Genomic DNA, 21,087 nt, shown 5'->3' on the forward strand with positions numbered 1-21,087 from the left:
TCTTCCCAGCCTTGGCATCCAGACACAACAGCGCTGACGGCTAAGAATATGATATCAAATAGTTTATGAACCACTTTACCTTGTTGGCGAGGATCATCGATTGATTCGAAATATTTAAATAGCTGAATATCAAGCATGAGAATGCTCCTTGAAAAAAGGAGTATAAGATCATACTTTTAAGTCAAGGTAAAGTTCGTGATCTTGCCCTGAGTGTAACCCTTACACTCGGCAGTTACACTGTACCTTTATATATTTAAATTCGATTTAGTTTTTGTGGGGATTAGTCCGTGCTTTCTTTTCTGTTCGAACGTAAAAAACCTTTCCTGTCTAAAAATGACTTCACAGACGCAGCTGTACTATTACAACCGCTGAAGCTTGCGTATTTACTACAAGAAGTCGAGTATTCACAGCGGCCTTGGTCAAAATTCAATCCGCATGTACAAATTAATAGCACGGTGGTTATTAAAAATATAACCACCGGTTTTAAGCGCCGCATAACTTTAGTGCCTCCAAGCCAACGAAGGCACTTTATTAGTGACGTATCATTTCACTCTCCTCTTGGGGTCGCTCTTTTAGGGCATAAAATAAATCATATTATTGAATATAAAGAAGCTGGGGAATCCCACCTTTGGGAAATAATAGCCATTAATATTAAGGAGGAAATATAGAGTAAATTATTTCAATTTTTATTTATTAATTTTATATATTTAATTGGAGTTATTTGTAATGAGTAAAGAAAAGCCTAAAAAACATGCAAGCAAAACATTAAAACAAAAACGTAAAGAGCGAAGAGATAAGCTAAAGCAACTTGAAAAATAATTAATGTTATTTTAAATAAAGACGCAAACTCGGGGTTTTTATAACCCCGATTTTTTTGAAAAACTATATTCAGCTGTAGCTAAACAGCTTGTTTAAATGGATTACGAGTATCTTGGTGATCCTCAAGATTGCGCATTAAAATAGCATGCGCTAAGTTAATGCCTTCATCTAGTGGTATTTTTACAATGTGACCAGAGCCTTTAGCATCGCTAATAATTTCACCCTTTTTGTTTTCCATATATTCAAGCTTAAAAGTAATGTTACCTTGTGGTGTCATAAGCTCTAAGGAGTGACCTGTACAAAATTTATTTTTAACGTCAATTTCAACTAAGCCATTTTCGCTACGTCCTAGCACCTCGCCTACAAATTGCTGTTTAGTTGATACAGAATGACCGTACTCATAGTTTTGATAATCTTGGTGAGCGTGGCGTTTTAAAAAACCTTCGGTATAGCCCCGATGTGCTAGATTTTCGAGAGTTTTAAATAAGTTAGTATCAAATGGTTTACCTGCAACTGCATCGTCTATTGCTTTGCGATAAACTTGTGCTGTACGCGCTACATAATAAAATGACTTAGTACGCCCTTCTATTTTTAAACTATGTACCCCCATTTTTGTTAACTGCTCTACGTATTGCACAGCGCGTAAATCTTTTGAGTTCATAATATACGTGCCGTGTTCATCCTCAAATGCAGGCATATACTCACCAGGGCGACCTTGTTCCTCTAGCATAAATACATCGTTACTTGGCGCGCCTTCACCCAGTGTAGGAATAACCTTTTTTGGGTCAATTTTATGCACCATTTCGCCGGTTTCGTTCTCAACACCAGGTTTTATATCGTAATCCCAACGACATGCGTTAGTACACGTGCCTTGGTTTGGGTCGCGTTTGTTAATATAACCCGAAAGTAAACAACGCCCTGAATACGCCATACAAAGCGCACCATGTACAAATACCTCAAGTTCGGTGTCTGGGCAGAGTGTGCGTATTTCAGTTATTTCTTCGAGCGACAACTCCCGTGATAAAATAACGCGTTCAATCCCCTGTTTTGCCCAAAATTGTACACTCGCGTAATTTACCGCATTTGCTTGTACCGATAAGTGAATTGGCATGGCAGGCCACTTTTCACGAACAAGCATAATCAAACCAGGATCAGACATAATCAGCGCATCGGGCTGCATCGCAATAACTGGTTCTATATCACGTAAATACGATTTAACTTTGGCATTATGCGGCGCAATATTAGACACCACATAAAACTTTTTATTTTGCGCATGGGCTTCACTAATGCCGACTTGCAGAGTGTCTAGGTCAAACTCATTATTACGTACACGCAAGCTATAACGAGGTTGTCCAGCATAAACCGCATCAGCCCCGTAAGCGAAAGCGTAGCGCATGTTTTTTAAACTGCCTGCAGGGCATAATAATTCAGGAATAAATAGCGTTGAAGAAGTAGCTGGTAACATGTGCGCTCCATACATCGAACTGGGTTTAAGCCAGTTGCATGACTTGTCATTAACAAATAAGTAAACAGAAGCGCGGCAGTATAAATGCGGTTAATAATTTACATTTGATCGAGATCACAAAACTGCAATCAAATTGGTTTTTAATATAATTAGGATTTTTTACTTAAAACGCGTATAATTCGCGCCCGTTAATATTCACACTTTTACTTAAAATTATTGGAGCATAAAGATGGCTTTAGAACGTACTTTTTCAATCGTAAAACCTGATGCAGTTGCTAAAAACCACATTGGCGCTATCTACAACCGTTTCGAATCTGCTGGCCTTAAAATCGTTGCAGCTAAAATGGTTCACCTTTCACAAGAGAAAGCTGAAGGTTTCTACGCTGAACATAGCGAACGTCCTTTCTTCGGTGCTTTAGTATCTTTCATGACATCTGGTCCAGTAATGGTTACAGTTCTTGAAGGCGAAAACGCTGTTCTTAAAAACCGTGAAATCATGGGTGCTACTAACCCTGCTGAAGCACTAGCTGGCACTTTACGTGCAGACTACGCTGATAGCATCGACGAAAATGCTGTTCACGGTTCTGATGCTGTTGAATCTGCTGCTCGCGAAATTGCTTACTTCTTCGCTGACGAAGAGCTTTGTTCACGTACTCGTTAATTCGAATTCGTTAACATATTGAAAAGGGCTTTCGGGCCCTTTTTTAGTCATTACGTAAAGTATTAATCAGTAAACTAATAATGTTTTACTTAATGATTAAAGTGAGTGAATTGTGTACAATTCGTCCTCGTAAATTTTTATCTCCACCGTCACCGATTGAGGTTGTTTCATGACCGAGCAAAAAAAGATTAACTTATTAGATTTAAACCGAGATGCAATGCGCGAGCTATTTGCATCGTTCGGTGAAAAGCCGTTTCGTAGTGACCAGGTGATGAAATGGATTTATCATTTTGGCGTAGATAACTTCGACGATATGAGCAACGTAAACAAAAAGCTTAAAGAAAAACTTAAAGCTGAATGCGAAATTGTAGCGCCAGAAATCACCGTTCGCCAGCAAGCAAGCGACGGTACTATTAAGTACGCACTTATTCTGGAAGGCGGCCAAGAAGTAGAAGCAGTTTGGATCCCTGAAAAAGAGCGCGCTACTTTATGTGTATCATCACAAGTTGGTTGTGCTCTTGAATGTACTTTTTGTTCTACTGCGCAACAAGGCTTTAACCGTAACTTAAAAGTATCTGAAATTATTGGTCAAGTTTGGCGTGTAGCTAAAGATATTGGCCTTGATGGTCATAGCGAAAAGCGCCCAGTAACTAACGTTGTAATGATGGGTATGGGCGAGCCTTTACTTAATCTTAAAAACGTAGTGCCAGCAATGGAGCTAATGATGGACGACTGGGGCTTTGGTTTATCTAAGCGCCGCGTAACATTGAGTACTTCAGGGGTTGTACCTGCTCTTGATTTACTAAAAGAGAAAATTGACGTAGCACTGGCTATTTCACTTCACGCACCAGATAACGCACTGCGTGACATTTTAGTGCCCGTTAATAAAAAGTACCCTATTGAAGAATTTTTAGCCTCATGTCGTCGTTACATCGATGGCTCAAAAGCAAATAAAGATGTAACGGTTGAATACGTGATGCTTAACGGTATTAACGACAGCACCGATCAGGCGCATGCATTAGTGCAAACGTTAAAAGGCACACCTTGTAAGGTCAACCTTATTCCGTTTAACCCGTTCCCGGGTAACGAGTACACACGCTCAAGTAATAGCCGTATTGACCGTTTTTCAAAAGTATTACAAGCAGCAGGCGTTACCTGTATTGTTCGTCGTACTCGCGGTGATGATATTGACGCCGCATGCGGACAGTTAGTCGGTGACGTGGTTGACCGTACCAAACGTTTAGCTAAAAAGAAAATGCGTGACGATAACGCAATTGCCGTTAATATCCACCAAGCGTAAATTTTAGCTAAAAATACCTAAAGCCCTCATGTTAAATCGTTTATTTTTAAATAATTGATGCAACATAAGGGCTTTTAGGTAAGATAGACCCCATGGATAAAAACAAAGAGACAAGGTAATGCGATCTTTACTTGCTTTAACTATATCGGCAATTGCTTTAAGCGGTTGTGTAACCGAAAATAGTTATAACGGCAGTGACAAACCCGTCGTCGAAAATAAAATTAATAACACAGGCGCAGCGCGAACGCGTATTGCTTTAGCACTACAATACCTAAATACCGGCAATAACTCTCAAGCTAAATATAATTTAGAACGAGCTGCCGAATTTGCTCCTAATTTACCTGAAGTACACTACTCCCTTGCTTATTACTATCAACAAGTAGGTGAAAACACACTTGCTGATAAGTCCTATCAAAAAGCACTCGCTATAAAACCAGACGATCCTAATACGCTAAATAACTACGGCGTGTTTTTGTGTGGGATTAACGAATACGACCGCGCGACGGATCAGTTTTTAAAAGCGATTGAAATTCCAAGTTATATTCGTGTTGCCGAAAGCTACGAAAACTTAGCACTTTGTGCTATTGAGTTTAATGATTTTGATAATGCTGAAAGTTATTTTCAACAAGCAATGAACCACAGCTCACAACGTACCTCTACTTTAATAAGTTTGGCTGCATTATTTTATGCTAAAAGTGATTTGTACAAAGCAAGTGAGCTTTTAAAACGATACGACGATACAGGTCAGGTTTCATCTCGCGCTTTAATGCTTAATTATTTAATTAAAAACCGTATGGGGAAAATAGAAGACGCTGAAAAAATTGCGACAACTATTTTACAAACTTACCCAACAAGTAATGAAGCTTACTCGATACGAGAACAGAAAATGCGATTAAGTGAATTCGAGATTTTAAGAGAAAAATACCGAAATTCTGTTCTCAATGAGCTGCAAAAAGAAAGTAGCGATGGTCAAATTAATGCCAAACCTAAAATAAAAATTATCCGAAAAAAAAGATCAACGACAGATAGCTCAACGAGCTTAATTAGCAATGATTATAATGAACCAGAGGCTGAAATATTAAGTCCTGTTGGCGTTGATGCAAACCCAGTGATTGCCAGAAACATCCCTGCTGTTGAAGCTGTTGAAGCTGCCAAAAATACTACAAACAATGATACAGATAAAGCAATAGCACAAGTAACTAAAACGCCTGAAGAGCCTGCAATAGTAACAAAGCAAACAACGACACCAGATACACCAAGTATCGCAACAGACATATCTGCTGTCATGCTCGCTTTAACAACAGATCACGACTCAGCAATGCCTGCAGTGGTAAAAAAAACAGTGGCATCTAACTCAGAACCTAAAACTATTGCACAAACTACAATCGCAAAAAAACAACCTATCCAAACTACAGTGCCAAAAGCACCTGATGAAGTTAAAATTATTTCTTTTGGTGCGCCAAAATCAACAAGCTTCAACACACAACAAGTTAGTCAAACAGCTAACTCAAACTATAAAAGTCCTGTAAGAAATAGCGGACCTAATGTGGTTTTTTACGAAGCAACAAAAGATGAAGGCGTATTTGCCGGTAATAATGCCCAAAATAATGACGATATAGAGTTTAAAAACTACCGAACAAGTAACCAAACACAACTCCCAATGCTTAATCCTAAGGTGTCTACTTTAAAGGTACCTTTTCATATTATTGAGTTTGGTGAAAACCTATTTAGCATTTCGGTGCGATACAATGTTAAACTACAAAAACTCCTACAATGGAATGGTTTAAAAGAGTCAGATCGGGTAATGAACGGAAGTAAAATTTACCTTAACGATCCCAATATTTATTACGAAATTAAAGCTGGCGACACCCTTTATGAAATAGCTACCCAGCGGCATGTATTAATTGATGAATTAATGCGATGGAATAAATTAAGCCCTGACATAGCACTTACGCCAGGACATAGACTTTTACTAGTGGATCCAGAATCATACATATTATGAATGAAGAAAATACGCAAACACCGAGCGAACAACAAACTGTTGGCCAAATATTAAAAGCACACCGCGAACAAGCAAACGTTAGTATTGAAACTATTGCCAAGCCGTTAAAATTATCTGAATTACAAATACAACGTCTTGAAAATAACGAGTTTCAAGCACTTGGTCCGCTTACCTTTGTTAAGGGCTATATTAAAAATTATTGCCGAGAACTCAAAGTTGATAGCGCTCCAATTTTAGCTATGATGCCAGCGCCACCAGAGCCTGCAAAACCAGCTAATATGCAAAGCTTTTCACGTCGTACAGAAAAAGAAGCCAGCGATAGCCGACTAATGCTAGTTACTTATGTAATTTTAGCGATTGTTATTGGCTCATCAGCTTTATGGTTTTGGCAAAATGCGACTCCTATTGAAGAGCAAACCAGCAATATTAATGTTGGTAATTCAATAATGAGTGAGCGCCAAGCTGTTCAATCAACAAATATTCAGCAACAACAATCAGCTGATAAAGCATTATTACAAAATACGGTTACACCTAGCGAAAATGCAGCGGCTGTTCAAGCAACGGTAGAGCAAGCTGCTAATAAGCCGCTCACAGCAAATACCGACTCAGCAACCGACAGCACTATTGAAATGAGCTTTAACGACGAAAGCTGGGTTGAAATTTATGATGCAGAAGGTGAAAAAGTTGCATTTGGTGTTAAAAAAGCAGGCTACGTAATGACTGTAACCGGTAAACCTCCTTTTTCGGTTGTGCTTGGTAAGCACAGCGTTGTAAGCATTACACTAGACGGTGAAGCAGTCGATGTATCGACTTTTCCTAAAAATCGTTTAGCCAAATTTACATTACCACTGGCAGAGTAGTCGCTATGTTTTCAGAATCTCCAATTAAACGCAGAAAGTCCACCCGCATCAATGTAGGCAATGTTCCCATTGGTGATGGTGCCCCTATTGCAGTGCAATCAATGACTAACACCGACACGATGGATGTTGATGCAACCGTTGCACAAATTCAAGCAATACAGGCCTCTGGTGCCGACATTGTGCGTGTTTCAGTACCAACAATGGATGCAGCCGAAGCGTTTAAAAGTATAAAAGAGCAAGTAACGATTCCGCTAGTTGCAGATATCCATTTTGATTATCGTATTGCCTTAAAAGTAGCAAAATACGGTGTAGATTGCCTACGTATAAACCCAGGTAATATAGGTAGTGAAGAGCGTATTAGAGCCGTAGTAGACTCAGCACGCGAGCACAACATTCCTATTCGTATTGGTGTAAACGGTGGTTCATTAGAGCGCGACTTACAAGAAAAATATGGCGAACCAACACCAGAAGCTCTATTAGAATCAGCAATGCGCCACGTAGACATACTACGTCGCCTCGATTTTGATCAATTTAAAATTTCGGTAAAAGCATCAGATGTATTTTTAGCGGTAGGCGCTTATCGCTTACTCGCTAAAGAAATAGACCAACCACTGCATTTAGGGATTACCGAAGCTGGCGGCATGCGTTCTGGCTCGGTTAAATCTGCTGTAGGTTTAGGCATGTTATTAGCCGAAGGTATTGGCGATACCCTGCGAGTGTCACTTGCAGCTGATCCGGTACAAGAAATTAAAGTTGGCTTTGATATTTTAAATTCACTGCGTATTCGCTCTCGTGGAATTAACTTTATTGCCTGCCCTAGTTGTTCACGACAAGAATTTGATGTTGTAAGCACCATGAATCAACTAGAAGAGCGCCTTGAAGATATTATAGAGCCGGTATCGGTATCTGTAATCGGCTGTGTAGTAAATGGCCCAGGTGAAGCGCTTGTGAGTGATATAGGTTTGGCCGGTGCAAACCGCCGTTCAGGTTTATATATAAATGGCGAGCGCCAAAAAGCACGTATTGATAACAACAACATTGTTGACCAACTTGAAGGTTATGTACGTGACTTTATAGCCCAAAAGCAAAAACAAACACCCATCGACATAAAAATAGTCGAATAAATACCGTTTAAGATGGCATACCGCGCGGTTTGCCGTTTACCTTTATAGCTAAAACGCTATAATGGCGGGTCAATTTTTAGCATTCTTGTTGTGTAGTCATTTTTATTACACAAAAAAACAGTTTTAGGATTTATCAGTGGCAAAACAAATTCAGGCAGTTCGCGGTATGAACGATTGTCTGCCAGGCGATACACAAGTTTGGCAGAAAGTAGAAAACATTTTACGCGAGACAGTGGCATCGTTCGGTTATCAAGAAATTCGTTTTCCTATTGTAGAATCAACCGACCTATTTAAACGCTCTATTGGTGAAGTAACCGATATAGTAGAAAAAGAAATGTACACTTTTGCCGATCGCAATGGCGACTTACTAACATTGCGTCCAGAAGGTACCGCAGTATGTGTGCGTGCAAGTAATCAAAACGGTTTACTGTATAACCAAGAGCAACGTCTTTGGTATATGGGTCCAATGTTTCGTCACGAACGTCCTCAAAAAGGTCGCTACCGTCAGTTTCACCAATTTGGTTTAGAAACATTTGGTATTGCTAGCGCTGATATAGATGCTGAAGTTATTTTATTAACAGCCCAACTATGGAAAGCGTTTGGTATTAACGATCATGTTCGTTTAGAGCTTAACTCTTTAGGGTCTAATGAAGCGCGTGCAGATTACCGTGATGCATTAGTAGCCTACCTTGAACAGCATATGGACGTACTTGACGAAGATTCAAAACGTCGTATGTATTCAAACCCGTTACGCGTACTTGATAGCAAAAACCCTGACGTTCAAGCAATATTAACTGATGCACCTAAATTATCTGAAAATTTAGATGCAGAGTCTAAAGAACATTTTGAAAATTTATGTGAACGTTTAGACGCTGCAGGCGTCATATACACGGTTAACGATAAATTAGTACGTGGTTTAGATTACTATAACCGTACTGTATTTGAATGGGTAACCGATAGTTTAGGCGCGCAAGGTACTGTGTGTGCTGGTGGTCGTTACGATGGCTTAGTAGAACAATTAGGTGGCAAAGCAACGCCAGCAGTTGGTTTTGCAATGGGTCTAGAACGTTTAGTATTATTACTACAAGCGCTTGAATGTGTTGGCGATATTCGTCGTAATGCAGACGTATATTTAGCAGCAATGGGCGACAAAGCGAGTATTCAAGCACCTATTATTGCTTCAGAATTACGACGCGATGTGCCTAATTTACGCGTTATGGTGCATGCTGGCGGCGGCAACTTTAAAAAACAATTAAAACGTGCTGATAAGAGCGATGCACTCGTTGCTATTATTATCGGCGAAGATGAATTAGAAAAAGGCGTCGTGACCATAAAGTATTTACGTGAACGTAAAGAACAAGTCACATTAGAATTAGAACAAGCTAAAGCGCTATTAGCAGAGCTTATCAACAGCTAAGCGAACATTAGAGGTAATAATGGATATTTATTCAACAGAAGAACAACAAGCAGAAGCCATTAAGCGCTTTTTCCGTGAAAACGGTATTTCACTTGCGTTAGGTATAGCTGTTGGCTTAGGCGGTTTATATGGCTGGAAAGCGTATAACCAAAACCAAATTACAACAGCTGAGCAAGCATCAGATTCATTTACAACGCTTGTTGAAAGTGATGACGTATTATCGTCAGCCGATACATTTATTAGCGAAAATAAAGATACAAACTATGCAACACTTGCTGCATTTGTTGCCGCTAAAGATGCTGTAGAAGCGCAAAAATTAGATGTAGCAAGCGAAAAGTTAAGCTGGATTGTATCTAATACGCAAAACACAGAATTAAAAGCAATTGCAATTACACGTTTAGCACGTATTCAAATTGCACAAACTAATTATGATGACGCATTAAATACATTAAATGCACCATTACCAGAAGCATTCAATGCGAATGTTGCCGAACTTAAAGGCGACATTTACAATGAGCAAGGTAATAAAGATCAAGCTCGCACTGCTTATCAAGCAGCTGTAGATGCTGGTGGACTAACAAGTAATCCACTATTACAAGTTAAGTTAGATGACCTAGCAGTAACTAGCCCAGCGGCATAAGGTTTTAGGCATGAGAAAATTAACTACCGCAACCCTTGCCTTATGTATGGCAACATTGATGGGTTGTTCATCAAGTGATGAAGAGGAACTAGTACTTCCTGAAATTGTAAACCAGTTTGAAACAGACGTTGTATGGCAAGAATCGGTTGGTGACGGTGTAGAACATTATTTCTCTCGTTTAACACCAGCCGTTTATGAAGACACAGTATATGTAGCAAGCCGTGAAGGACAAGTTGAAGCGCTTTCACTAACAAATGGCGACACCAAGTGGGAAACAGACGTACGTCAAGATCTCTCATTTTGGCCATGGAGCGACAATGGTACTGCAAAATTATCTGGCGGTATTTTACAAGCTTTTGGTAAAATTTACATAGGCTCTGAGCATGGTTTCATTGTTGCACTTGACCGTGAAACAGGTGAAGAAGTTTGGCGCAAAAACGTCCCTGGCGAATCTCTATCTAAACCAACCGCTGGTGATGGCTTAATATTTGTTAATTTAAGTTCAGGTAAACTATTAGCGCTTCACCCAGATACGGGCGAAGAACGTTGGAGCTTTGAACAAGAAGTACCACCGCTAACATTACGTGGACAAAGCTCACCAACCGTTGCTAACGGTGGTGTACTAGTTGGTCTTGAAACAGGCAAGCTAAATGTTTTAATTTCAGAAAGTGGTTACTCTGCATGGAGTGCAGAAATTGCCGTTGCTAAAGGTGCATCAGAATTTGAACGCCTTGTAGATGTAGACACTCAGCCACTTGTTAGTGGTCCATACGCATACGCTATTGCCTATAATGGCAACTTAGCCGCTATCGACATTCGCTCTGGTAATGTTGTATGGAAACGTGAATACAGCAGCTACCGCGACCTTGCGATGGACGCACAAAGTATTTATGTAGTAGATAGCGATGGTGTTATTTACGCATTAGATAAAAATTCAGGCATTGAACGTTGGAGCCAACCCGCTCTACGTGGTTGGTACTTAACAGGTCCTACTGTTGCAGGTAGCTATTTGGCTATAGGCGACCAAGAAGGTAACCTACACTGGTTAAATAAAGAAACTGGCGAGCTAGTATCTCGAGAAGACTTTGACAGCTCAGGATTTTTTGTTGAGCCTGTTGTTGCCGACGATAAACTGATTTTATACACCCGTGATGGTGAAGTTAGTGCGGTAAAAATACCGAACTAAGTAGCTAACACTAAAAGGTTTTTTGTAAGGCTTCGCACTGCGAAGCCTTTTGTTGTTTTTTAAAGAGGTAGTTTATGCTTCCCGTGATCGCTCTAGTTGGGCGACCCAATGTGGGCAAGTCCACATTATTTAACCGTTTAACACGTACTCGTGATGCACTCGTAGCCGATTTTCCAGGTTTAACACGAGATAGAAAATATGGTCAAGCTAGCTACGATGGCTATGAATTTATCGTGGTAGACACGGGCGGTATTGATGGCTCAGAAGAAGGCATCGAAATCGAAATGGCAGATCAATCTCTGCTAGCCATTGAAGAAGCCGATATCGTTTTGTTCTTGGTAGATGCCCGTGTAGGTATGACCGTAGCTGACCAAGCAATTGCTAATCACTTGCGTAAACAAGATAAAAAATGCTTTGTTGTTGCTAACAAAACAGATGGTATTGATGCCGATTCAAACTGTGCCGAGTTTTACCAATTATCATTAGGTGAAATTCATCATATTGCTGCATCGCATGGTCGTGGTATCACGTTATTACTTGAGCAAACACTTCAGCCGCTTATCGCTGAATTAGCAGCGCAAGATGAAGACGTAACCGACAATGACGAAGAGCTTATTGATCTTTACGAAGAAGGCGAAGACGGCGATACAGATCATCAAGCATTTGCAGACAAACCTGTAAAGCTTGCGATTATTGGTCGTCCCAATGTTGGTAAGTCTACACTTACTAACCGCATACTTGGTGAAGAACGCGTAATTGTATACGATATGCCAGGCACAACGCGTGACTCTATCTATATACCAATGACGCGAAATGAAAAAGAATACGTGCTAATCGACACCGCAGGTGTTCGCAAGCGTAAAAAAGTAAGTGACGTAGTTGAGAAGTTCTCAGTTATAAAAACGCTTCAAGCAATCGAAGATTGTAACGTTGTGTTATTGATTGTTGATGCCCGCGATGGTATTTCAGATCAAGATTTAAGCTTACTTGGCTTTGCTCTTAACTCAGGTCGTTCATTGGTTATTGCAGTGAACAAATGGGATGGCTTAGATGATTACGTTAAAGATCGTATTAAATCAGAGCTAGATCGTCGTTTAGGCTTTATAGACTTTGCACGCTTACACTTTATATCTGCACTACATGGTACAGGTGTTGGTCATTTATTCGAGTCTGTAGATGAAGCTTACGAGTCCGCTACTAAGCGTATAAGTACTGCAATGCTGCGTCGTATTATGGACATGGCTCAAGCCGATCACCAGCCGCCACTTGTTCGTGGTCGCCGTGTTAAGCTCAAATATGCACATGCCGGTGGTTATAACCCACCACGTATTGTTATTCACGGTAACCAAGTTAAAGATTTACCAGATAGCTATAAACGCTACCTGATGAACTACTACCGTAAAGCGCTTAAAATTATGGGCACCCCAATCAAAATTGAATTTAGAGAAGGTGAAAACCCATTTGCTGGCCGTGTTAATAAAGTAACACTGTCGCAAAAGCGTAAAATACGTGCATTTGCTAAAGAAAATCGTAATAAATAAATTCGTTAAAAATTAGTTTATTGCAATAAAAACGGCGTACTTTTTTAGTACGCCGTTTTTTATTATTCAAAGTTAAGTAATGCCAATTGCACCAGCCGTTCAACTGTGGTGCCTTGAACATTTTTAGGCGCTTTAGGGTAATACTTTGATTTTGGAGGCTTAATAGTTATAAACCCATGATTGGTTGCCATTTCGTGGGCTAACAGCTTTCGCTCTCGGGGGGTTAAATGGTTTTCGTGTATTTTTGCCAGTTCACCGCTATCAAGCCATATTCCTGCACAACCTGGACACTCATCTATCTCAACCACTTTGAGCGGTGAAAAATACCTGCGCATCATCACAATACTTTTGCACTGTGGACAATTAATTCGTAGCGATACATCGTATTCACTCTCGCTATGTTCACTCAAATGTTTTAGCAATACCTGACCATGCTTTAACTCTGGTGAGCTAAATTTAAAAATTTGGCTGTTATCAAAAAATACGCCGCCTTGCGCTGAAGTGTAAACAGTAATACCGCCAACAAGTAAAGGCTCAAGTGGCGTATTAGTTCTAGGGCAATACATTTAAAATTCCTTTTTATTTTAATACTTAACTTATACTACTTTACTCAAGCGCTTTATGAATAAGGCCAACTAAAGGCGCGGGCAATGTAATATTACCTGCAAGTACAAACTCATGTGCCTCATCTGACATTTTTTGCCATGTACGGCGAATAATACCAATCCACTTTTCTTCATTATAATCTGGCTTTGCATTTGCAAACCCAAGCATGTAATGCTCAATAAATACAAGGCTTGCTACATCTTCTACTAATTGGCTGTCTGGGTTACGTTTAATATCTTTTTTAGCAACCGCATCGTAAACACGGTTTTGCTCAGCCTCACCGTAACCAGCTTGCTGCATAAGCGTAACAACACTACTTGCATGAAATATATAAAGAGCACTGCGCCATTGATGATAACCCTGCTTATTCATTTCAAAGTCACTACGTGGCGACCTCCAACGCTGAATATGTTGTGCACGCACTGCAATTTGCATTAGCTCATCGGCATCTGGTTTAAAACGAGTTAGCATTTCGCTCATGCGTAAGGCGTATAAACTTTCTTTTGGGAAATTTTCGCCATTGTGTTGTTCGCTATTAGGATCTTGATTATTCGCTTCATCAATCAGCGCTATTACTTTATTAAACATGACGACCTTTATTATAATTAGTTTTAATCATTCTAAACGCTGATAAAACAATAAACTAGTGCGCCACTCACTTGCACAGTGAAATTTGTTCAATCAAAAAGAAAAACCAATAGTTACAGGTTATAAAATTAAGCGCATTAATAAAGTTAACTTGGTACTATATTAAAAACAAAAACGATAAATACGCGAAAACTAACAAAAATTAACGCGCTATAATGGATGACTATGTTTAAAAAAACAATTTTAGCTATTTGCTTGGCGGTTACATCACTGCCAAGCATTGCCGATAGTAACAATGACTTAAAAACCATTATTGATAACCATTGGCAAAATGCAAAAGCCGAAAAAATATTTTTTCGTACCGACCCTGATGGTTGGAAACCCAGTGGTACATTACCAAATTGGACCGAGCAAGCCATTGCAAAGCGCCAAGCTTATAATAACAGTGTATTAAAAAGCTTAAGTAAAATAGATTCTAAAATGCTAAGCGGCTCGCAACTGATGAACTACCGCTTATTTAAATACGAGCGAGAAACAGAGCAGCAAAGCTACCTTTTTCAAGATAAGTATTTTCAGGTTAACTTTTTAAGTGGCTGGCATACCTACTTTGCCGAAGCACCAGCTAATATGGCATTTTTAACAACCGATGATTACAACGCATTTTTAGTAAGCCTTGCCGACTACCCTCGCTTTAATCAAGAAAACATTAACTTGATGAAGGAAGGGATTGAACTAGGGTATACGCACTACTGTAAAACATTTGAAAATTACAGCCAGAGCATTAACGCTCATATAGTTAAGCAACCTGAAAACAGCGCCTTATACGAGCCCTTTACACGTATACCAAATACGTTTACAGCAGAGCAAAAGGCAACATACCAAAACAAAGCAAAAGCCTTAATTAGCTCAAAAGTAGTTCCGGCTTATCAACACTTTTACGACTTTTTTGAAAACGATTACATGCCTAACTGTAGAACAGAGCCAGGTATTTCAAGCGTTAAAGGCGGGCTTGAGTATTACAAATATGCAGTTAATTACTACACCACAACCAATGCCACACCAAAGCAAATACATGAGCTTGGCTTAAAAGAAGTGGCGCGTATAAAAACGCAAATGCAAAACATCATTGATAAAGTAGGTTTTGATGGCACTTACAGCGATTTTTTAGAATTTTTAGCAACCGACGAGCAATTTTACTCAACAGACGCGCAAGACTTACTTGAAAAAACAGCCTTTATTACGCAAAAAATGTATGGCAAGTTACCAACCTACTTCAATCATTTACCGCGTAACACCTTTACAATAAAAGGCTCAGCGAGTCGCGGCGCGTTTTATATGCCACCTGCTGATAATCGCTCCCCTGGCACTTACTTTTTAGCTTCAACACCTAAGCTACAGCCTTTGTATAATTTAGAAGCACTTAGCTTACATGAAGCAATACCAGGGCATCATTTACAAAACGCGATTGCAATGGAGTTAGACGTACCCCAGTTTAGACGCACACTTAGCCACTCAGCATTTGGCGAAGGTTGGGCACTTTACACCGAACGTTTAGGTAAAGAAGCCGGCTTTTATCAAGACCCATACAGCGACTTTGGTCGTTTAGGTTACGAAATGTGGCGTGCAGTGAGACTTGTTGTTGATACCGGTATTCATGCATTTGGTTGGAGCCGCCAAAAGGCTATTGACTACTTGGCAGATCACACTGCTTTGCCACAAAGCGCGGTGGAGGATCAAATAGATCGTTATATTTCATGGCCAGGCCAAGCGCTTTCATACAAAATGGGCGAAATAAAAATACGCGAACTGCGCGCAAAAGCTGAAAAAGAACTAGGGGCTAAGTTTGATATTCGCAGCTTTCACGACACTGTTATAGGTCAAGGCTCGCTCCCTATGTCGGTACTTGAAGATGTAATAAACGATTGGATTGCAGAGCAAAAATCAGTTATTTAAATTTTAATAGAGGCGGCTTATTTAGCCGCCTCTATTAGTTAAGTAAACTGCCGAGCTAATTAAAATACCTAACCATTAATCCCCACCCGCTTTTACTTCGTACCACTTTAGAGTTTTAAAACCTGAGCAAACCTATGAGCAAACGTATTTTATATTGGCTACAAAACGATTTACGAATAGACGACAACCCTATTTTAAGCGAACTTGCTACTGGGCAATGTGCGCTCGATATTGTATTTGTAATAAATCCGCATTGGTTTAAAAATAATAACTACCAACAAAAGCCATATGGCGTACATAAACAACAGTTTTTAATGCAAAGCTTATTTGAGCTGCAACAAGCGCTTATTGAACGCGGGCAAACACTGCACGTACTAGAGGGTGAACCTGTTAGTGTTTTAAAGCAGCGCATAGCTGAGCAATACATTGACAAAGTGGTGTGCAGTGAACATGTTGGAACCTATGAGCAGCGCCAACTCGCGCGACTAAAAGCACATTGCCCACACGTCATATTTAAAACAACTCAACAAGATACTTTATTTCAACAAAGCGACCTCCCTTTTGATTTAACCGAGCTGCCTAAAAGCTTTACCCCATTTAAAAAAAAGGTAGAAGCGATAAACATACCTATAACAACCTCAACTCTGCCTAAAGGTTCACTTCCTCAGCCTATAACATTATGTGCTGCAAACCCAATTGATCTTAATGAGCATACTAATTGTAACAACGCAGTAATGCATGGCGGATTTAAAAGTGCGCAAACACATTTAACGCAGTACTTTTCGGGCTCACTGCCAAGCACGTATAAAACAACTCGAAACGAGCTTGATGGCTTTAATAACACCACAAAATTTAGTACCTGGCTTGCTTTTGGCTGTATAAGTGCACGGCAAGTTTATAAAGCAGTCGAGGCGTACGAACATAGCCGAATAACAAACGAGTCTACCTACTGGATTAAATTTGAATTGCTATGGCGAGAATATTTTAAATGGCATGCACTTAAGGCAGGTAAAAGCCTGTTTAGTTTTAAAGGTCAAAAGCAAACAAAACCCCTTACTACGTTTATGCCAAATCGCTTTGCTGCATGGTGTAATGGCTCAACGCCCTATCCTTTAGTCAATGCTATTATGCATGAGCTTAATGCTACTGGTTATATATCAAACCGAGCAAGGCAAGTTGCAGCAAGCTGCTTAGTTAACGAACTTAGCCTTGATTGGCGCTATGGCGCGGCTTATTTTGAACAACAACTAATTGATTACGATGTGGCAGCTAATTGGGGCAACTGGCAATATATTGCTGGCGTTGGCGTAGATCCGCGTGGCGGTAGGCATTTTAATATTGAAAAACAAACCGCGCAGTTTGATCCGCACGGTATTTACACTAATAAGTGGCAAGGTAATAAAAACACAAGTACACAACTCGATAACTTAAACGAAGTTGATTGGCCAATTTAAGCCGCCAATCAACTTTTACCAAATAACGTTTAAAACAGCTCAGCAATACCTATATTAATAGCAAAGCCACCCAAGGTTAAAAACATAAATAAACACAGCGCCAGTAACAATGGTTTAATACCCGCTTGGCGAATTGCTCCAATATGGGTGCGTAATCCTAGAGCCACCATGGCAATTGTAAGCAGTATATTGTCGAACTGTACTATTACGTCGGTGGTCGTTTTAGGAATAATAGCAAGCGAGTAAATACCACTTGCCACAATAAACAATACAGCAAACCAAGGAATGGTTACGCCGCCTTTGTGAGCCCCTTGATTTAGTGTGCTTTGTTTACTCGCTTTTTTATTTTGCCAAAATGATAAAACCACTAAAAATGGCGCAAGCATCATCACTCTTAGCATTTTCTCAATAACTGCGGTGTCGGCAGCATTAGCGCTTACCGCTGTACCGGCAGCTACTACCTGCGCTACTTCGTGAATGGTTGAGCCTACAAAAATACCGTACGCGTGCTCGCTTAGTCCCATGTACTCAAACATAAATGGGTAGGCAAACATACTTAGCGTACCAAACACTACCACCGTTGCTACCGCTACTGATACTTTATGTGCCTGCGCTTTTATTACAGACTCGGTTGCCATTACCGCTGCGGCGCCACAAATAGAGCTGCCCGCACCAATTAATATAGTTGTTTGCTCATCTAACTTAAATACACGCTTACCAAGTTGAATTGCCAGCATAAACGTACCAACAAGCATAACAATGTCGGTTAACAGCCCTTGCCAACCTACTCCCGCGACTTGCGTAAAGGTTATTCTAAAACCAAACAATACAACGCCCGCTTTAAGCAAAATACTTTTAGCGTAATCAACTCCTACATCGGTATGAGTCGCTATGCGCGAAAAAACACTGTTACCCACAATAATGCCAAGCACAATACCAATAGTTAAAGAGCTAAACTGCGCGCCTTGCATTACTTCAAGCTTACTAAGCACTACAGAAACACCCGCTAAAACAATAACCAATAACATACCCAACCACCAACGCGAATCGGTGTATTGCTTAGTATTTATACCAAAAGGCTGTCGTGTATTTTTAATTGCACTAAGCATAATCATTCCTTAATAAAGTCATCGTAATTAGTTGACTTCATTTTAAGAAAGGTCAAAATATAACTCCAATACATTAAAATCATGATTTAATAACTTTAGGTTATGCAATTTAGGATTATACAATGAACTTGCATGCACTACGGGTGTTTCATACGGTTGCTAAATTGGGTAGTTTTTCAGCAGCAGCTGAGGCGCTTTTTATAAGCCAACCTGCGGTATCAAAGGCATTAAAAGAGCTTGAGTATCAACTAAATATACAACTTATTGAACGTGCATCTAAAGGCAAAAAACTAACCCTAAGCGAAGGCGGGCAAGCACTTTTTGAACATGCGCGTAGTATTTTTGCCATTGAAAAAGCCGCAATTGAAGATATTAAATCACGCACAGGGCTTAAACGCGGCACGCTCGTTATAGGCACCAGCACAACCATTGCCAGTTATTGGTTGCCTCCTTACTTAGCTAAATTTTGCGCGCAGTACCCACATATAAAAGTGGAAGTACAAGTGGCTAATACTGCGCAAATTGAGCACGCCCTACTTGAATGCACCATCGATTTAGCACTGGTTGAAGGCACACCCACCGAGCCACATATAATAAGTAAGCACTGGAAAAACGATTTAATGAGTGTGGTTATACCAAGTAATTTAACACCTGCTACAAACTTAAAAACATGGTTAAACAATCAATTTTGGCTACTACGAGAGCCAGGCTCTGGCACTTTAGAGATGTCGGTTAAGCTATTACAGCAACACGGCATTACAGCAAAAAACTGTATGCAATTGGGCAGTAACGAGGCAATAGCAAGGGCAGTAGCACAAGGAATGGGCGTTGCGTTACTACCTAATGTGGTAACAGACGATTTAGTCCAATTGGGTAAATTAACACGGCTAAAGCAGCCAAATAACGTCGAGTTATCAAGACCATTATACCAATTACACTACAAAGACAGACCCTCTTCACATGCTGCGCAAGCATTCGAAAAAAGCCTATTTAGTGAATAATGTTTATATAAGTAAATTTAGATCTGAGCTGTAAGTCATCTATGTGCAAATAACGAACATTGATAAATTGCGATAAAATGAATTCAAAATTTGATAATCATATGGAAAGTTCCTCGAGTTTTTCGATACAGTTGTGTTGACCAAAACATAAACCGTACCTCGAGGAACTTAGTATGGAACTATATGGTGAAATTGACTTGTATTCAAATAATAGCGCGGTTGGTCAAACTTGAGGAAGCCCCAAACTAACCGCAGCGTAATTTTTGGTGCCCCAACGAGCCTACGATATACTTGATTCGCTCGTTATGAGTGATTCTCTAATTCTAACCAATCTTCAATTATCCAATCTTTAAATTCACCACCCAAGATAGAATGGCAGCCATCGTCATGATCAAAATAACCGATGTCACCACCATCACTAACCGTAAAGTAATTCCCGTTATCTGTACAGAACGCAAGAAAATCTTTAGGGACACCTGCCTCCCATCCATCGACAGCAATTATTCTTAAGTTTAGGTACGGCGGCATATCTGGGAGAACTAAACCTGGTTCACGGACTCCAAATACTACATTGCTAGCATTCAAAACGAAGTACCTATACTGCTCAGGAAACTTAAAAGATAAATCGTTCTCAGCTAAGTTAACTTCTTGCTCAGTAGGTAGGCGAAGAGGTTTGGGAACAGGCTCATTTTTATCTCTCAGTATCAAAACTACGTCTTTTATATCCATACACTCTCCTTGCTTGTAACCAGCTTGTAGATTAACTCATTTTTTTATTTGTTTTAATTGATAAACAAACCATAGCTAAGTTCCTATTTTGGTTCAATCGTTTACTGTATTTTTACGCAGAATATAAAAAGTGTTTGGCATTATTTTAATTAGCTTTTTGGACGGGATTACGGGTACTTGATTAGCTTTATTTTAGGTTAAAAGGGCTTACCATTCTTAATGTATCGTATTTTGCAGCTTTTCTATATTATGAACAAGGCAATACAATTGCCGTATAATGCAATGAAGGCATTCACTTTCGCTTCACCGCGTAAGGTTAATTTATTCACGCCTTTATCCATTATAATGTTCTGTATTTTATTTAAAGGAAAGCGGGTTCAATAAAGCAGAGTCATTTACCACCCTTTAATAAAAGTTATTATGCCTATTGAGCTATCTATTTTCACTTTATCTGCATAGCTCAGCTTTTTGCGGGATTCATTATTTACAAACTGCACTTATCGCCCTGTTTTAATGAGCGATTTATTTAACAGTTAGAATGAGGAGTCATCCTAACTGCCTCCATTTTAGTGATTTTTAACACCCAAAATGGCGTATATTACATCCTATAATCATTCCACCATAATTACCTT

Annotated in this window: 19 protein-coding genes; 13 read left to right on the forward strand and 6 right to left on the reverse strand. The window is 39.7% G+C overall.

Annotation, left to right across the window (positions count from 1 at the left end; all coding sequences use genetic code 11):
• A partial coding sequence (locus tag I6F65_RS06430; RefSeq protein ID WP_197111189.1) for a transposase family protein occupies nt 1–137 on the reverse strand: 137 nt, incomplete at its 3' end.
• A gap of 150 nt (nt 138–287) precedes the next feature.
• On the opposite strand from I6F65_RS06430, the gene I6F65_RS06435 reads away from it, so the two are divergent.
• Entirely contained in the window at nt 288–668 is a 381-nt protein-coding gene (locus tag I6F65_RS06435) for a GreA/GreB family elongation factor (protein ID WP_024609523.1), read from the forward strand.
• A gap of 230 nt (nt 669–898) precedes the next feature.
• On the opposite strand, the gene yegQ is transcribed toward I6F65_RS06435, so the two are convergent.
• Complete coding sequence (gene yegQ, locus I6F65_RS06440; RefSeq protein WP_197112053.1) at nt 899–2,284, reverse strand: tRNA 5-hydroxyuridine modification protein YegQ; 1,386 nt, start codon at nt 2,282–2,284, stop codon at nt 899–901.
• Between the two features lie 229 nt (nt 2,285–2,513).
• Between yegQ and ndk the strand changes: the two genes are divergently transcribed.
• The 9 genes from ndk to der all read left to right on the forward strand — a co-directional run bounded on the left by ndk (nt 2,514) and on the right by der (nt 13,015).
• A complete protein-coding gene (gene ndk / locus I6F65_RS06445) occupies nt 2,514–2,945 on the forward strand; it encodes a nucleoside-diphosphate kinase (RefSeq protein ID WP_007377442.1) in 432 nt (143 codons plus the stop codon).
• 169 nt (nt 2,946–3,114) lie between these two features.
• Nucleotides 3,115–4,245: a bifunctional tRNA (adenosine(37)-C2)-methyltransferase TrmG/ribosomal RNA large subunit methyltransferase RlmN gene (locus tag I6F65_RS06450; RefSeq protein WP_024609525.1), complete on the forward strand. Its 1,131-nt coding sequence runs from the start codon at nt 3,115–3,117 to the stop codon at nt 4,243–4,245.
• Between the two features lie 118 nt (nt 4,246–4,363).
• Nucleotides 4,364–6,247: a type IV pilus biogenesis/stability protein PilW gene (pilW, locus tag I6F65_RS06455; protein WP_197112054.1), complete on the forward strand. Its 1,884-nt coding sequence runs from the start codon at nt 4,364–4,366 to the stop codon at nt 6,245–6,247.
• Nucleotides 6,244–7,107 carry a RodZ domain-containing protein gene (locus I6F65_RS06460; protein ID WP_166114283.1) on the forward strand — a complete coding sequence of 288 codons (864 nt, stop codon included), beginning with the start codon at nt 6,244–6,246 and terminating at the stop codon, nt 7,105–7,107. The genes pilW and I6F65_RS06460 overlap by 4 nt, the downstream gene beginning before the upstream one ends.
• Nucleotides 7,108–7,112: 5 nt before the next feature.
• Nucleotides 7,113–8,231, forward strand: coding sequence for a flavodoxin-dependent (E)-4-hydroxy-3-methylbut-2-enyl-diphosphate synthase (ispG, locus tag I6F65_RS06465; RefSeq protein WP_024610647.1), 1,119 nt, complete (start codon nt 7,113–7,115; stop codon nt 8,229–8,231).
• 136 nt (nt 8,232–8,367) lie between these two features.
• The gene (hisS, locus tag I6F65_RS06470) at nt 8,368–9,648 is read left to right on the forward strand and encodes a histidine--tRNA ligase (RefSeq protein ID WP_024610648.1); all 1,281 of its coding nucleotides are present in this window, start codon (nt 8,368–8,370) and stop codon (nt 9,646–9,648) included.
• A 19-nt stretch (nt 9,649–9,667) separates the two neighbouring features.
• Entirely contained in the window at nt 9,668–10,288 is a 621-nt protein-coding gene (locus I6F65_RS06475) for a tetratricopeptide repeat protein (protein ID WP_024610649.1), read from the forward strand.
• A gap of 10 nt (nt 10,289–10,298) precedes the next feature.
• On the forward strand, nt 10,299–11,474 hold the full coding sequence (gene bamB / locus I6F65_RS06480) for an outer membrane protein assembly factor BamB (RefSeq protein WP_197112055.1): 1,176 nt from the start codon (nt 10,299–10,301) through the stop codon (nt 11,472–11,474).
• A 74-nt stretch (nt 11,475–11,548) separates the two neighbouring features.
• Nucleotides 11,549–13,015, forward strand: a complete 1,467-nt coding sequence (gene der / locus I6F65_RS06485; protein WP_166114277.1) for a ribosome biogenesis GTPase Der — start codon at nt 11,549–11,551, stop codon at nt 13,013–13,015.
• 62 nt (nt 13,016–13,077) lie between these two features.
• On the opposite strand, the gene I6F65_RS06490 is transcribed toward der, so the two are convergent.
• Both I6F65_RS06490 and I6F65_RS06495 read right to left on the reverse strand, forming a co-directional pair.
• On the reverse strand, nt 13,078–13,581 hold the full coding sequence (locus I6F65_RS06490; RefSeq protein WP_197112056.1) for a zf-TFIIB domain-containing protein: 504 nt from the start codon (nt 13,579–13,581) through the stop codon (nt 13,078–13,080).
• Nucleotides 13,582–13,621: 40 nt separating this feature from the next.
• Nucleotides 13,622–14,209, reverse strand: coding sequence for a DUF4202 domain-containing protein (locus tag I6F65_RS06495; protein ID WP_197112057.1), 588 nt, complete (start codon nt 14,207–14,209; stop codon nt 13,622–13,624).
• A gap of 225 nt (nt 14,210–14,434) precedes the next feature.
• On the opposite strand from I6F65_RS06495, the gene I6F65_RS06500 reads away from it, so the two are divergent.
• The gene (locus I6F65_RS06500; protein WP_197112058.1) at nt 14,435–16,162 is read left to right on the forward strand and encodes a DUF885 family protein; all 1,728 of its coding nucleotides are present in this window, start codon (nt 14,435–14,437) and stop codon (nt 16,160–16,162) included.
• A 134-nt stretch (nt 16,163–16,296) separates the two neighbouring features.
• Nucleotides 16,297–17,616 carry a DASH family cryptochrome gene (locus I6F65_RS06505; RefSeq protein ID WP_197112060.1) on the forward strand — a complete coding sequence of 440 codons (1,320 nt, stop codon included), beginning with the start codon at nt 16,297–16,299 and terminating at the stop codon, nt 17,614–17,616.
• 29 nt (nt 17,617–17,645) lie between these two features.
• Here the strand turns inward: I6F65_RS06505 and I6F65_RS06510 are convergent, their stop codons facing one another.
• Nucleotides 17,646–18,725, reverse strand: a complete 1,080-nt coding sequence (locus I6F65_RS06510) for a YeiH family protein (protein WP_166114265.1) — start codon at nt 18,723–18,725, stop codon at nt 17,646–17,648.
• Between the two features lie 122 nt (nt 18,726–18,847).
• On the opposite strand from I6F65_RS06510, the gene I6F65_RS06515 reads away from it, so the two are divergent.
• Nucleotides 18,848–19,726: a LysR family transcriptional regulator gene (locus I6F65_RS06515; protein WP_197112062.1), complete on the forward strand. Its 879-nt coding sequence runs from the start codon at nt 18,848–18,850 to the stop codon at nt 19,724–19,726.
• A gap of 303 nt (nt 19,727–20,029) precedes the next feature.
• On the opposite strand, the gene I6F65_RS06520 is transcribed toward I6F65_RS06515, so the two are convergent.
• Nucleotides 20,030–20,455: an SMI1/KNR4 family protein gene (locus I6F65_RS06520; RefSeq protein WP_269435954.1), complete on the reverse strand. Its 426-nt coding sequence runs from the start codon at nt 20,453–20,455 to the stop codon at nt 20,030–20,032.
• Nucleotides 20,456–21,087: the final 632 nt, after the last annotated feature.

The organism is Pseudoalteromonas sp. SWXJZ94C, from assembly GCF_015864385.1.
Classification (GTDB): Bacteria; Pseudomonadota; Gammaproteobacteria; order Enterobacterales; family Alteromonadaceae; genus Pseudoalteromonas.